Source organism: Streptococcus sp. NM (assembly GCF_003390135.1).
GTDB lineage: Bacteria > Bacillota > Bacilli > Lactobacillales > Streptococcaceae > Streptococcus.
Window position 1 is genome coordinate 147,122 of the sequence record NZ_QUOS01000002.1, and the last position, 13,512, is coordinate 160,633.

Here is a 13,512-nt window from a genome sequence, read left to right on the forward strand (position 1 = left end):
TAGGACGCCAAGTTTCACTTTTAGTCCAGCCATTTACAGTATGCTCATAATTAAACATATACTGTACGAATTCCCATCTATAAACCACTTCTGCGACTTAGGATCTGCTTGAAGTGCTTTACAAGGATAGTATAACACGAAAATTAGCTTATTTTAGAAAATCGCATGTTTGATATTTTTTCTTATAGAAATTTCAGATTTGCAATTGTTGACTACTCAATAAGTTCTTTGTATTGCTTCAAACGCAATTCGAAGAGGGCTAGCAATTGTGGATTTTCTAATACTTGCAGAGATTGGATAAATCTTTCAATCTCTTTTTGATTGCTTCCTTTGGTTTGAAGGAAAATCTTCATTTTCTTTAAAAACTGCCACAATACTTTTTCAAAAACATCGTATGGACGAAGCATGCTCTCTAGCTCAGCTTCAAAAATTGGGATATAAGAGAAAAGTTTACGCTCCATGAGTTCTGATATAATATTCAGAAATCCACTTTTCATATACAATCGATTATGTACCAACTCTTTAAATTCCCTAGATTTCTCAATTAAAGCGGTCGATAAAAATATCAAATCTTGATTGCTCAAGAAGGGCATGGTATTGCAAAAGAGATAGAGTTCAAACCAGGTCCAAGACTCAATAGCATAGAGATAGATAGTCAAAAACTCGCTATCTTCTTTTACTAATGGATAGTTCTTATTTAAGGAATGGAGTGCGTTTTTAATTACAATGGCATTCAAACGACGATAGGTCTCTGCCATCTGTTCTTGCTCGACTTCCTCCAACAGTTGCTCTAAACCAGCTATATCTTGGTGGGCAAAGCGATCCACAACCTTTCTACCAATCTGCATATGTAGGGATTCTTGATAATTGTTTAGCTTATGACCAAACTCATCAAAATTCATATTGATCCCTTGGATGGCTAGGATCAACTTATCCGCAGATAGCATAGACTGCCCTAGTTCAAACTTGGACAACTGAGAGGCTGTTAGACCAGCACAAGCCACATCTGACTGCTTGAGCTTTCTCGCCAAACGTAATTCCTTGTAAAATTCTCCCAACTCCATTCTCTCAATCATCTCACCACCTCCTATTTTTTATATAGTATATCATTATTCACAATTATTTGTCAAAATATTCTGACATTTAAGAGAGCAAAAAAGCCAGCCCTAAGCTGACTCTTTATTCCATGGTATCAAAAGCGAGACTTGGTTTGGCATTGAGGTCCAAGCTTGCAAAGTTTTCTTTGTTCCATTCGCTGACGCTGGCATAGGCAATCATACCTGCATTGTCTCCGCAGAGGCGCAGAGGTGGAATGATGACCTTGACATCTGCGATTTCGGTTGCTAGGCGTTCTCTGAGACCTTTATTGGCTGCCACACCACCTGCCACGACTAGAGTTTTAACAGGGTATTTCTCCAAAGCCTTCTTAGTTTTTGCCATGAGAATATCCAGGACAGCTGCTTGGAAGGATGCACACAAGTCCTCTGTAGACAGACTTTCTCCCTTTTGCTCGGCATTATGGTGAAGATTGATAAAGGCAGATTTCAAACCTGAGAATGAAAACTCCAGATTATCTTCCTTAATCATGGCACGAGGAAAGTCATAAATATCCTGCCCCTGATGAGCCAGCTCGTCAATCTCACGACCGGCAGGATAGGTCAAGCCCATGACACGGCCGACCTTATCATAGGCCTCACCAACCGCGTCATCTCGCGTTTCCCCAACAATCTTGTAGTCACCAGCCTCCGAAACATAAACCAACTCTGTGTGTCCACCGCTGACCAAGAGGGCTAGCAAGGGAAACTCCAAAGGCTCCACGCTCTGAGCTGCCATAAGGTGACCAGCCATGTGGTTAACGGGAATCAGCGGAAGTCCATGTGCCCAAGCAAAGGCCTTAGCAGCTGATAAACCAACTAGTAAAGCTCCCACCAAGCCAGGTCCATAGGTAACCGCCACAGCTGTTACATCGTCTTCGGTAATCCCTGCTTCTGCCAACGCCTCCTCGATGCAGGCTGTAATGACCTCGACATGGTGACGACTGGCTACTTCTGGCACTACGCCCCCAAAACGTTTGTGGCTCTCAATTTGACTAGCAATGACATTAGACAAGAGCTCATCGTCGTTTTTCAAGACGGCGACACTGGTCTCATCACAGGATGTCTCAAATGCTAAAATATATCTATCCTTCATCTATTTCTCTCTTCATGATAATGGCATCCTCGACTGGGTCATGGTAGTAGGCCTTTCGCTCAGCGATGACTGCCATCTTTTCTTTCTTGTAAAATGCTTGTGCTCGGTGATTTGACTTTCTGACTTCGAGGAAAATCTCCTTGTCTGTCGGCAATTGAGCAAACAAGGCTGATGCAATTCCCTGACCCTGATAGGTTTGTTTGACAGCGATTTGCAGGACTTCTGCCTCAAAAAGATTCTCCTGCACAGCTAGAAAGCCAATCACTTCTTCCCCATCATAAGCTAGAGCATACCAAGTCTGGTCTTGGGACAGGTCTGCTTGGATTTGTTCCAGCGTCCAAGGACTGACTGGGTAAACAGCTATCATAACAGCGTAGATGGCTTGAGCCAGATCAGGTTGCTGGTGAGTTCGTTTGATTTCTATCATAGGCGTTTAATGTAGGACTTACCAGACTCGGTATGGTTCTTGAGCCAGTTTTCCTCAGCCTCAACACGCTTGAGGTAGTTCGGCACAAAATCATGCAAGGAGTCTGCTTCCTTGTCCCAAGCCAAAAGAGCAAGATTGGCTGCATTAGGCAAGGTTTCTTTGTAATTAGTCCTTGGCAAGTGTTCTTGAATCTGCTCCACAAAGGGGGCAACTTCTCCGACAAAGGTTACCTGACTAGCACCCTTAACTTTCTCTAACACCTCTTCAAAAGATAGGTGCGCTTCTGGCATGACAGGTTTGGCATTTTCATAAAATCCTGCATAAACATTGTTGCGACGCGCATCCATCAAGGGAACGAACAAGCCTTCTTGTTGGTAGGGCACCAGAGCCAAGAGGCTAGACATACCAACTAACTCAATGTTCAGGGTATGAGCCAAAGTCTTGGCAGTTGCTACCGCGATTCGCAAACCTGTGTAGCTACCTGGCCCCTCTGCCACCACGATTCGATCCAAGTCCTTGGGAGTCCAGTCCAAACTTGCCATCAAAAAATCAATGGCAGGCATGAGGGTAATACTGTGATTTTTCTTAATATTAATCGTCGTCTCGGCAAGAACCTGCTTGTCCTCTAAAATAGCGAGAGAAAGAGCCTTGCTGGACGTATCAAAAGCTAATACTTTCATAACACATTCCTATCTTTTTGTCTGCCTACTATTATACTACAAAAGCTGGCACATGGGAATTTTCTTTACCCCCAAACAAAAAGCCCCAGCATGAGCAGGGCATCTAAGCATTTAATCCAAAGTAAAATACAAACCAAACGACATAGGTTACAAGGAGGATAAAAATTGAATAGAGCGTCACAAAAGCAAGCTTCTAAAGGAATTTTTTTTGCGGTGTCCCAGATGTACAAACAGAGCATTCCCCCTTAGAAACAGGCTACAAAGACTATAAACACCAAGAGGCCAACCCTATCGCAAATTCAAACAAACTAAACATTCTTAATCCTACTTTTGGTATTCCTATTTTTATATAAACTGTTGACTATGTTGGTCTATCAATGTTAAAATGTAATTCAACACTGGTAGGAAAATCAGGTTGAGTCTTTGACTCTTCGGGTTGCAGTGCTATCCCTGAAACTTTGGTTTCTAAAGAACTGGAATTGCGATTGAACAATTCGCCCCCAGTGTTTGACGGCTCTTGACTTCGGTCAGGAGCTTTTTGATACTTTTAAAGTTGATTCCCTCAGTAAGTTATAGTAAAATATAAATATTGAGAGGATAACGTAGGGCGACTGGTAACAGAGCGTTCAAAGGTACCAACTTCTGGTACGGGTGTGGGACTGCCTTCAGCTTTGAGCTGTAAAGACCCCATGTGTAGATACGTCCTCTCTTTTTTCTTACTCTTAAATTAAGTGCTTGTCTTTGCCTTTTAGTAAGCACTCCACTCCATCTTGCTATTTCTACATCGTTATACTTATAGATTGACTTCTTAACCTCATAGATGATAGAATTAAGTAAAGGCTGAGATCGAGTTTGATTTGGTGACAAGTCATTCAAAGGTTGCGATGCATTCGCTTCAGGTAGAGGTGCTGCCCCTTGAGCTTGCTCAGAAAGATCCCTTAATTTTGTCTCAGCCTTTTTATTTGCTCTTGAGATTTCTCAAGAGCTTTTTCTTTTTTCAAAGATATCATTCTGTCCCAACCATCTACTCCAACGATTAATGAAACTAGAACTATATTCTCCCTTAAATCTACTATCTCTTTAGATTTCCCCTTTAATTATAACACCTAAGCGCTCTCCGAACGAATCCTATCTATCTTTTGCTCCCTCTTCCCCTCCCGACTTTCTCGTTTCCATCTTTTACTAATTTTTCATTTTGTGGTATAATTGAAATAATTGTAACGAATCAAGGTCAATTTAGACACAAAATGGAATGAAATCAAGCAAATCTCTGCTAAAAGTTTGGAATAAGCTGACCTGTAAATAGAAAGGAACTATATGATTTACAAAGTTTTTTATCAAGAAACAAAAGAACGTAGCCCACGCCGTGAAACAACACGCGCACTTTACCTAGACATCGATGCCAGCTCAGAACTTGAGGGCCGTATCGCTGCTCGCCAACTTGTCGAAGAAAATCGCCCAGAGTACAATATCGAGTATATCGAACTCTTGTCTGACAAATTGCTAGATTACGAAAAAGAAACTGGCGCCTTCGAAATTACGGAGTTCTAATATGGCCTACACTCTTAAACCTGAAGAAGTCGGCGTTTTTGCCATCGGTGGTCTGGGAGAAATCGGGAAAAACACATACGGGATTGAATACCAAGATGAGATTATCATCGTCGATGCTGGGATTAAATTCCCAGAAGATGACTTGCTGGGTATCGACTATGTCATTCCTGATTACTCTTACATCGTAGACAATATCGACCGCGTCAAGGCTGTCTTGATCACACACGGACACGAGGACCACATCGGTGGGATTCCATTCCTGCTCAAGCAAGCAAATGTCCCTATCTATGCTGGACCACTTGCCTTGGCTTTGATCCGGGGGAAACTCGAAGAACACGGCCTCTTGCGCAACGCTAAACTTTACGAAATCAACCACAACACTGAGTTGACCTTTAAAAATCTCAAGGCAACTTTCTTTAGAACGACTCACTCTATTCCAGAGCCTTTGGGAATTGTCATTCATACTCCTCAAGGGAAAATCGTTTGTACGGGTGACTTCAAGTTCGACTTTACTCCAGTTGGAGAACCTGCGGACTTGCACCGTATGGCAGCCCTTGGGGAAGAAGGCGTTCTCTGTCTCCTATCTGACTCAACAAATGCAGAAGTGCCAACCTTTACCAACTCTGAAAAAGTCGTTGGCCAGTCCATCATGAAGATTATCCAAGGCATCGAAGGACGTATCATCTTTGCATCCTTTGCCTCAAATATCTTCCGTCTCCAGCAAGCAACAGAAGCTGCTGTTAAGACTGGACGTAAGATTGCGGTCTTTGGTCGCTCTATGGAAAAGGCCATTGTCAACGGAATCGAGCTTGGCTACATCAAAGCTCCTAAGGGAACCTTTATCGAGCCAAATGAAATCAAAGACTACCCTGCAGGCGAGATTCTTATCCTCTGTACAGGTAGTCAGGGTGAGCCAATGGCTGCCCTCTCTCGTATCGCCAACGGAACCCACCGTCAGGTACAACTCCAGCCCGGTGATACCGTTATCTTCTCTTCTAGCCCAATCCCTGGAAATACGACTAGCGTCAACAAGCTGATCAACATCATTTCTGAAGCTGGTGTCGAAGTTATCCACGGTAAAGTGAACAATATCCATACATCTGGACACGGTGGTCAGCAAGAGCAAAAACTTATGCTCCGCTTGATTAAGCCAAAATACTTCATGCCTGTCCATGGTGAATACCGTATGCAAAAAGTCCACGCTGGACTTGCGGTGGATACTGGTGTTGAGAAGGACAATATCTTTATCATGAGCAATGGCGATGTACTTGCCCTTACTGCTGACTCAGCTCGTATCGCAGGCCATTTCAACGCCCAAGACATCTATGTCGATGGAAATCGTATCGGTGAAATCGGTGCTGCTGTCCTCAAAGACCGTCGCGATCTATCTGAAGACGGTGTCGTTCTAGCAGTCGCAACTGTTGACTTCAAATCACAAATGATTCTGTCTGGTCCAGATATCCTCAGCCGAGGCTTTGTCTACATGAGAGAGTCTGGTGACTTGATTCGCCAAAGCCAACGCATCCTCTTCAATGCCATTCGTATCGCACTGAAAAACAAGGACGCCAGCGTGCAATCTGTCAATGGTGCTATTGTCAACGCTATTCGTCCCTTCCTTTATGAAAATACAGAACGTGAACCGATTATCATCCCAATGATCCTCACACCAGATGAAGAATAAATTATAAAACAGCCCCGTCCTCGGAGCTGTTTTTATCTATGCTTTCTTTTCTTGATTTTTAGAAATACTACGATTTTTACCTTCCAAATACACCATCAAAATAGAAATATCTGCTGGGTTTACTCCCGAAATACGGCTGGCTTGGCCGATGGTTTCTGGATTAATGAGTTTGAACTTCTGACGGGCTTCCGTCGCGATAGAATCAATGTCATCCCAGTCGATATTGGCTGGAATGCGTTTTTCTTCCATGCGTTTCATCTTGGCAACCTGGTCCATGGCTTTGGAAATATAGCCTTCGTACTTGATTTCTGTTTCAATCAATTCGATAATCTTGTCATCCAAGTCCTCTGCTGCTGGTCCGATGAAGGCCACCACATCTTGGTAAGACACTTCTGGACGGCGAAGGAATTCCTTGGCTGTCACTGCATCGGTCAACGGCTTGAATCCCATCTCCTCAACCTTAGCATTGGTTTCCTTGACTGGCTTGAGTTTGATACTGTCGAGACGCTTCATCTCATTGTCAAATTGATTTTTCTTAATCTCAAATCGAGCCCAACGTTCATCATCCACAAGTCCAATCTCGCGTCCCATCTCTGTCAGACGCATATCAGCGTTGTCATGACGGAGGATGAGACGGTACTCAGCACGACTTGTCAATAGACGGTAGGGTTCAATGGTTCCCTTGGTCACCAAGTCATCAATCATCACCCCGATATAACCATCACTACGCTTCAAAATCAACTCAGGCTTGCCTTGGATTTTCAGAGCCGCATTGATACCCGCGATAATCCCTTGGCCAGCAGCTTCTTCATAGCCAGACGTTCCATTGGTCTGACCAGCAGTGAAAAGTCCTGAGATTTTCTTGGTTTCCAGAGTCGCACGCAACTGGTGAGGCAAGACCATGTCATACTCGATGGCATAACCTGTTCGCATCATCTCTGCATTTTCCAACCCTTTGATGGAATGAACCAAGTCACGCTGGACATCCTCAGGCAGACTGGTTGAAAGTCCTTGAACATAGACTTCCTCAGTATTGCGCCCTTCTGGCTCAAGGAAGAGTTGGTGACGTTCCTTGTCCGCAAAGCGCACAATCTTGTCTTCAATCGACGGACAGTAACGAGGCCCCACTCCCTTGACCACACCTGTAAACATAGGCGCACGGTGGAGGTTGTTTTGGATGATCTCATGACTGGTACCATTGGTATAGGTCAACCAGCATGGCACTTGGTCTTTGACATAATCCTCATCACGTGAAGTATAAGAGAAGTGATTAGGCGCTTCGTCTCCTGGCTGAATCTCTGTCACATCGTAATTGATAGAAGAAGCCTTGACGCGTGGAGGGGTTCCTGTCTTGAAACGACCGATTTCGAGGCCCAGTTCCTTGAGATTGTCAGCAAGGTTAATAGAAGCTAGGCTGTGGTTAGGTCCTGATGAGTACTTGAGATCTCCGATGATGATTTCCCCACGAAGAGCAGTCCCTGTCGTCACAATAACAGCCTTGGCAGCATATTCTTGATGGGTCGCTGTACGCACACCGACAACCTTGCCGTCTTCCACCAAAATCTCATCAATCATAGTCTGACGAAGGGTCAGATTTTCTTGATTTTCAACCGTCTTGCGCATTTCCTTGGAGTAAAGCTCCTTGTCAGCCTGCGCACGAAGGGCACGAACGGCAGGACCTTTCCCAGTGTTGAGCATCTTCATCTGGATGTAAGTCTTGTCAATGGTTTTGGCCATCTCGCCACCGAGGGCATCAACTTCACGCACGACAATCCCTTTGGCAGAACCACCGATAGAGGGGTTACAAGGCATGAAAGCCAGCATTTCAATGTTGATAGTCGCAAGCAAGACCTTACAGCCCATACGGCTAGCGGCCAAGGAAGCCTCGACCCCAGCGTGTCCCGCACCAATTACAATAATATCGTATTCTTCAGTAAAATGATAAGTCATGTTTCTCTCCTATTCCACTCACTTTTTCTACAAATATCAATCAGTTTCCATAAAAACTTAATATTACATTCTCTTTGAGTTTTTGTTTTTGTGAAATCTATTTTCAACATACCCCACAAAAAACTTATTGATAGCTTATGTTCCTCATTTACATAACTATTGTAATAAGAAAACACACCAAATAATATTCGTATATTACAATCTAAGTTTCTATTTTCAGAATCTAAAATTTCCACTTCATCCTCTTCATTTTTTTCAATATCTTCTAAACTATCATCATTTATTTTAAGTTCTAACAAACATCCTGTTAAAAAGGATAAAACTCTCTGTTTCTTCTCAACTTCCTTAAATTGAGGAAAATAAATACTTTTGGTAAAAAAATGAATTCCTACTACTGTTATACAAACAATTGCTATAACTATAAAGGAAGGATCATATTGATTGCTATCAGGAACTTTCCCAAAACTTAAAAACACTGCTAAAATAGGTGTTAGTGTCATAATTGACAATATTTTATCAAATGTATATTTACTTCTTTCTATTTCTAATTCAATACTCTTTGATAGTTCGTCAATTGTCTTCTGTAATAAGCTTTCCTCTACCTCTATCCCGTACTTTTCATGAAACTTCTGTTTAAAACGTCTATATTTTTGCAATTGTACTTTCATATGATTGATCTTCTGTTGTTCTTTATTAAAAAGAGAAATGCAGTAGATAGTCACACATACTGATACAAACATAAGAGCTGCTGAAATCTTAATACCCAAAATATTTTTAAATAGAATTGTTGCTACAAAAATCAGATAAAAAACAAGTGCTGCGCTTGCAAAAAAAATTAACATTTTTCCTTTTTTTGTATAGCTAGACTTCTGCAATTTCAAAAATTTTAACACAAATTTATACAATTCGTAACTTAAGTTATTGATATACATTTAATTTCCCCCATGAAATCACACAAAAACAGTCAAAACTCCAAAGAAGTGCAGGACAAAAAAGCCTGCAACATCCATGAGCTTTGACCATCATTTCTATTGCTTTTATTATTGTAGCAAATTGAGAAAATTTGTCAATCTAAATGTACTGACAAACTTGTCCGTCGCGGTAAGCATTGTCAATCAAACCACCACCTAGACACTCTTCGCCATCGTAAAAGACAACTGCCTGACCTGGTGTGATGGCGCGTTGCGGTTCTGTAAAGATAACCTCTGCCATGTCTCCTTTGACATGGACAGTCACCTTAGAATCAGGCTGACGGTAGCGGAATTTAGCCGTACATTCTAGCGTAAATTTCTCTGGCATGTCACGAGTAAAGTGAACTTGGCTAGCCTCTAGGCTGGTTGACATGAGCGAGTCATGGTAGAAACCTTGGCCTACATAGAGAATATTCTTGCTTAGATCTTTTCCGACAACGAACCAAGGGGCATTGTCACCGCCGTGTTGGCCACCGATACCAAGACCGCCACGCTGACCAATCGTATAGTACATAAGACCTGCATGCTCGCCCATATCGCGACCATCCACTGTCATCATGCGACCAGACTGAGCTGGCAGGTAGTTGTTGAGAAAGTTTTTAAAGTTCTTTTCTCCGATAAAGCAAATCCCTGTCGAGTCTTTCTTCTTAGCAGTCGCAAGGCCTGCTTCTTCTGCTAGTCTGCGAACTTCAGGTTTTTCCAAATGTCCCAAGGGGAACATGGTTTTTTGGAGTTGTTCTTGCGAAAGTTGGCTGAGGAAATAGGTTTGGTCCTTGCCATTGTCCACACCACGAAGCATGTGAACTGTCCCATCCTCATCACGCGCCACTCGGGCATAATGCCCAGTCGCAACATAATCTGCGCCCAAGGTCATGGCATAGTCCAAAAATGCCTTGAACTTGATTTCCTTGTTGCACATAACATCTGGATTTGGTGTGCGTCCTGCACGGTATTCCGCTAGGAAATACTCGAAAACGCGGCCCCAGTACTCTTTTTCAAAATTGACAGAGTAGTAGGGAATGCCAATCTGGTCTGCCACCGCAGCCACATCCTTGTAATCTTCGGTCGCCGTACAGACGCCGTTTTCATCTGTGTCATCCCAGTTCTTCATGAAGATACCGATCACATCGTAGCCCTGCTCCTTGAGCAAAAGAGCCGTCACCGACGAATCGACACCACCACTCATCCCCACAACAACACGTGTTTTAGAGTTATCACTCATGGTAAGTCTCCCATCTATTCGTTTATTCACGATTGAAGGTCGTGTGTGCTTTAACGATTGAAGGTCGCTTGAGCAGTATTCATTATAACATGCTTGGTTGGAGAAGACAAGAAAGAGGCTGATAATCTGACATTCTATTTGATAGAAACAGAAATATAATTACAAAAAGGGCAATGAACAGTTAAATCTCGATTCTACTTATAAACTTATTTATAAAATAAGCTAAAAATGATATACTGTAATGAGGAGGAAGTCGTACATGATCCCTTTAAGATACTACCATCCATGTACGTAGTACGATTGTGAAAAACTACAAAGATATTCTAACATCAAAAAATACTATTTTTACTATCATTATTGTTGTAGGTCTTGGACTTTTAATAGGTTTAGTCATTCATCAAGAACATATCCAAGCAGAGAGAGGGAACATCGCTCTCAGCAAACAACATAAGGATGGACAAGATGTCGAACAAGTAAAAAATGCTATTAAAAACTTCAATATTGATTCTGAAACGATTATAGAGGATTGGAAAAAAATTCAAGAATTAAAGCCTACCACTGACGAAGGCAAAAAGACATTAACAGATTTTCTTACTTCTACGGCCGATAAAATCACTAATCATTATACTGAAAAAGCTTTAAAATTGGATATAAAGGAATCCGATAGCCAGTTTGAAGATAAACAAGCACTTGAAACAGCCATCACTTCCTTACAAAAAATACTAGAAATTATTAAAAGTGTCAACTCCACAAGCGAACAAGCTACTATTGATGAAAAAATAAAACCCATTCAAGAACTGATTTCAAAATTCCAAAAGCAAGCTGAAGTCTTGACCAAAAAAGAAGAAGAACAAAAGTCTAATAAAAAAGAAACAGAAACGACTAGTAACGTTGAGGGAAGAGAAAGCTATTCTTCAGAAGGAGGTAGCTACACTCCAAACTATACTGAGTCAAATGGGAACAGATATAATTCACAAGCACCTGCAAGCGAGCAATATTCATCTGATGGTGCTAGAAGTGGGGGAAACACTGCTACCAATACACGAGATCAAGCTACTGATACTGCAGGAGCCCAAGGAGATACGAATACCAATAATAATAGTAATAATGCTGAAGTTCCCGATGCTAACAGTAATAATCGCACTAATTCAGCTGGAGAAACTCCAGAATCTCGTCAGCCCTAAGCAATCTGTTATTACTACTATTTAAAAATTGTCTTTTGTCAAATAAAAGCACACAAAAAGAGCCATCAAAGGCTCTTTTTCTATTTCTTAATACCAACCGTTGTTAAGCCAGAAGTTTTTAGCAGCAGTCCATGAACCGTAGCGTCCTGCAACGTAAGCATCTGCTACACGTTCTTGGTTAGCAGCTGAGTAGTCACCGTTCAAGTATGAATCTGTCAATTGGTAACGTCCAATGTATTGGCCATTTGTAGCTGTATAGCTACCACCTGATTCTTTTTGAGCAATCCATTCTTTAGCTTCTGCTTCAGATCCACTTACAGTTGCAGCAGGTGCTGAAGCTTCTGCTACAGCAATAGTTTCTTCTGCTGCAGGTGCGCTTGCCACTGGAGCTGCTTCCTCTGCTACTTCTGTAGTTTCTGCTACTGGAGCTGAAACAGTTTCATCTTGAACAGCTGGTGCTGCATAAGTAGTTGGCGCTGGTGTTGCAGCAGGCGCTACAGGGCCATCGATAACCAACTCTTGACCAACATAAATCAAATGAATGTTGTCAATGTGGTTGTTTTCTGCCAATTTCTCAACAGTTGTGTTGTGAGTTTCAGCGATTTCTGAAAGTGTATCACCTTCTTTAACAGTGTAAGTTGATGATTCTTGAGCAGATACAAATGATGGAGCAAATACCGCAAACAAGGCAGCTACTCCTGCAAGAGTTGTTTTAATCTTTTTAGTTGTTGATTTCATATTTGAAAATTCTCCTTCTTTCTATAGTTCTATCATACCCTTTAAATATTACCGTTTCTTGACACTTTTATGTAGAAATATTACAAAATTATTTTTTATTTCCCTAAACAAGCTATTTTTTGTCACAAAAGATGCTTTTTTATGCTGTTTGTAGTACTAAAAAGGTTTTCATCCACAATTAAAGTCAAGACACCCATTCTTTGATATAATAGAGATAAGAATTTTTATAAGGGGAAACTGATGAAATCACTTCGTTTTCAATCTGTCTTTGATATCATCGGACCAGTTATGATTGGCCCATCTAGTAGCCATACCGCTGGTGCTGTTCGTATTGGGAAGATTGTCTCTTCCATTTTTGATGATACTCCGACAGAAGTCGAATTCCAACTATTTAACTCATTTGCCAAGACCTATCGTGGTCACGGAACAGACCTAGCCCTTGTTGCAGGTATTTTGGGCATGGATACAGATGATCCTGAAATCCCAAACAGTCTGGAGATTGCCCACAAGCGCGGCATCAAGATTGTCTGGACCATTCAGAAAGACAGCAATGCCCCTCACCCAAACACCACTAAAATTACCGTCAAAAATGCTCATAAAACCATCAGCGTGACTGGTATTTCTATCGGTGGAGGAAATATTCAGGTAACCGAACTCAATGGCTTTGCCGTCTCTCTCAATATGAATACACCGACTATCATCATTGTTCATCAAGATATTCCAGGTATGATTGCCCTCGTAACAGAGGCACTTTCCCGCTATGATATCAATATCGCCCAGATGAATGTTACTCGTGAAAAAGCTGGTGAAAAAGCCATTATGATTATCGAGGTTGACAGTCGCAACTGTGATGATGCCATCGAAGAAATTCGAAAAATCCCTCATCTCCACAATGTCAATTTCTTTAAATAGGAGGAA

12 protein-coding genes and 1 pseudogene are annotated in these 13,512 nt (G+C 41.8%); 4 read left to right on the plus strand and 9 right to left on the minus strand.

Annotation, left to right across the window (positions count from 1 at the left end; all coding sequences use genetic code 11):
• Window positions 1–212: 212 nt before the first annotated feature.
• From DXN33_RS05260 to DXN33_RS09905, 5 genes and pseudogenes are all read right to left on the minus strand, one after another.
• Window positions 213–1,076 carry an Rgg/GadR/MutR family transcriptional regulator gene (locus DXN33_RS05260; protein ID WP_020901821.1) on the minus strand — a complete coding sequence of 288 codons (864 nt, stop codon included), beginning with the start codon at window positions 1,074–1,076 and terminating at the stop codon, window positions 213–215.
• 103 nt (window positions 1,077–1,179) lie between these two features.
• Complete coding sequence (tsaD, locus tag DXN33_RS05265) at window positions 1,180–2,190, minus strand: tRNA (adenosine(37)-N6)-threonylcarbamoyltransferase complex transferase subunit TsaD (protein ID WP_020901820.1); 1,011 nt, start codon at window positions 2,188–2,190, stop codon at window positions 1,180–1,182.
• Window positions 2,180–2,617 carry a ribosomal protein S18-alanine N-acetyltransferase gene (gene rimI, locus DXN33_RS05270; RefSeq protein ID WP_020901819.1) on the minus strand — a complete coding sequence of 146 codons (438 nt, stop codon included), beginning with the start codon at window positions 2,615–2,617 and terminating at the stop codon, window positions 2,180–2,182. The genes tsaD and rimI overlap by 11 nt, the downstream gene beginning before the upstream one ends.
• Window positions 2,614–3,297, minus strand: coding sequence for a tRNA (adenosine(37)-N6)-threonylcarbamoyltransferase complex dimerization subunit type 1 TsaB (gene tsaB, locus DXN33_RS05275; protein ID WP_020901818.1), 684 nt, complete (start codon window positions 3,295–3,297; stop codon window positions 2,614–2,616). The genes rimI and tsaB overlap by 4 nt, the downstream gene beginning before the upstream one ends.
• Before the next feature lie 103 nt (window positions 3,298–3,400).
• Window positions 3,401–3,613, minus strand: a pseudogene (locus DXN33_RS09905) (hypothetical protein).
• 1,001 nt (window positions 3,614–4,614) lie between these two features.
• Between DXN33_RS09905 and DXN33_RS05285 the strand changes: the two are divergent.
• Together DXN33_RS05285 and rnjA are read left to right on the plus strand one after the other, a co-directional pair.
• Window positions 4,615–4,848: a DNA-dependent RNA polymerase subunit epsilon gene (locus DXN33_RS05285; RefSeq protein WP_000639572.1), complete on the plus strand. Its 234-nt coding sequence runs from the start codon at window positions 4,615–4,617 to the stop codon at window positions 4,846–4,848.
• Between the two features lies 1 nt (window position 4,849).
• On the plus strand, window positions 4,850–6,529 hold the full coding sequence (gene rnjA / locus DXN33_RS05290; protein ID WP_004263010.1) for a ribonuclease J1: 1,680 nt from the start codon (window positions 4,850–4,852) through the stop codon (window positions 6,527–6,529).
• 36 nt (window positions 6,530–6,565) lie between these two features.
• On the opposite strand, the gene mnmG is transcribed toward rnjA, so the two are convergent.
• The 3 genes from mnmG to mnmA all read right to left on the minus strand — a co-directional run bounded on the left by mnmG (window position 6,566) and on the right by mnmA (window position 10,672).
• Window positions 6,566–8,479 carry a tRNA uridine-5-carboxymethylaminomethyl(34) synthesis enzyme MnmG gene (mnmG, locus tag DXN33_RS05295; protein WP_115904542.1) on the minus strand — a complete coding sequence of 638 codons (1,914 nt, stop codon included), beginning with the start codon at window positions 8,477–8,479 and terminating at the stop codon, window positions 6,566–6,568.
• Entirely contained in the window at window positions 8,476–9,321 is an 846-nt protein-coding gene (locus DXN33_RS05300; RefSeq protein ID WP_148130517.1) for a hypothetical protein, read from the minus strand. The genes mnmG and DXN33_RS05300 overlap by 4 nt, the downstream gene beginning before the upstream one ends.
• 229 nt (window positions 9,322–9,550) lie before the next feature.
• Window positions 9,551–10,672, minus strand: a complete 1,122-nt coding sequence (gene mnmA / locus DXN33_RS05305) for a tRNA 2-thiouridine(34) synthase MnmA (RefSeq protein WP_115904543.1) — start codon at window positions 10,670–10,672, stop codon at window positions 9,551–9,553.
• Between the two features lie 302 nt (window positions 10,673–10,974).
• On the opposite strand from mnmA, the gene DXN33_RS05310 reads away from it, so the two are divergent.
• Entirely contained in the window at window positions 10,975–11,856 is an 882-nt protein-coding gene (locus DXN33_RS05310) for a hypothetical protein (protein WP_115904544.1), read from the plus strand.
• Window positions 11,857–11,943: 87 nt separating this feature from the next.
• Here DXN33_RS05310 and DXN33_RS05315 read toward each other — a convergent pair whose 3' ends face one another.
• Complete coding sequence (locus tag DXN33_RS05315) at window positions 11,944–12,594, minus strand: LysM domain-containing protein (RefSeq protein ID WP_115904545.1); 651 nt, start codon at window positions 12,592–12,594, stop codon at window positions 11,944–11,946.
• Between the two features lie 240 nt (window positions 12,595–12,834).
• On the opposite strand from DXN33_RS05315, the gene sdaAB reads away from it, so the two are divergent.
• Window positions 12,835–13,506 carry an L-serine ammonia-lyase, iron-sulfur-dependent subunit beta gene (gene sdaAB, locus DXN33_RS05320; protein ID WP_049487361.1) on the plus strand — a complete coding sequence of 224 codons (672 nt, stop codon included), beginning with the start codon at window positions 12,835–12,837 and terminating at the stop codon, window positions 13,504–13,506.
• The last annotated feature ends 6 nt before the right edge of the window (window positions 13,507–13,512 follow it).

Bases quoted from the DNA above. Each gene is read 5' to 3' on its own strand.
- DXN33_RS05260 (WP_020901821.1), bottom strand. From the start codon at position 1,076: ATGATTGAGAGAATGGAGTTGGGAGAATTTTACAAGGAATTACGTTTG.
- tsaD (WP_020901820.1), bottom strand. From the start codon at position 2,190: ATGAAGGATAGATATATTTTAGCATTTGAGACATCCTGTGATGAGACC.
- rimI (WP_020901819.1), bottom strand. From the start codon at position 2,617: ATGATAGAAATCAAACGAACTCACCAGCAACCTGATCTGGCTCAAGCC.
- tsaB (WP_020901818.1), bottom strand. From the start codon at position 3,297: ATGAAAGTATTAGCTTTTGATACGTCCAGCAAGGCTCTTTCTCTCGCT.
- DXN33_RS05285 (WP_000639572.1), top strand. From the start codon at position 4,615: ATGATTTACAAAGTTTTTTATCAAGAAACAAAAGAACGTAGCCCACGC.
- rnjA (WP_004263010.1), top strand. From the start codon at position 4,850: ATGGCCTACACTCTTAAACCTGAAGAAGTCGGCGTTTTTGCCATCGGT.
- mnmG (WP_115904542.1), bottom strand. From the start codon at position 8,479: ATGACTTATCATTTTACTGAAGAATACGATATTATTGTAATTGGTGCG.
- DXN33_RS05300 (WP_148130517.1), bottom strand. From the start codon at position 9,321: ATGTTAATTTTTTTTGCAAGCGCAGCACTTGTTTTTTATCTGATTTTT.
- mnmA (WP_115904543.1), bottom strand. From the start codon at position 10,672: ATGAGTGATAACTCTAAAACACGTGTTGTTGTGGGGATGAGTGGTGGT.
- DXN33_RS05315 (WP_115904545.1), bottom strand. From the start codon at position 12,594: ATGAAATCAACAACTAAAAAGATTAAAACAACTCTTGCAGGAGTAGCT.
- sdaAB (WP_049487361.1), top strand. From the start codon at position 12,835: ATGAAATCACTTCGTTTTCAATCTGTCTTTGATATCATCGGACCAGTT.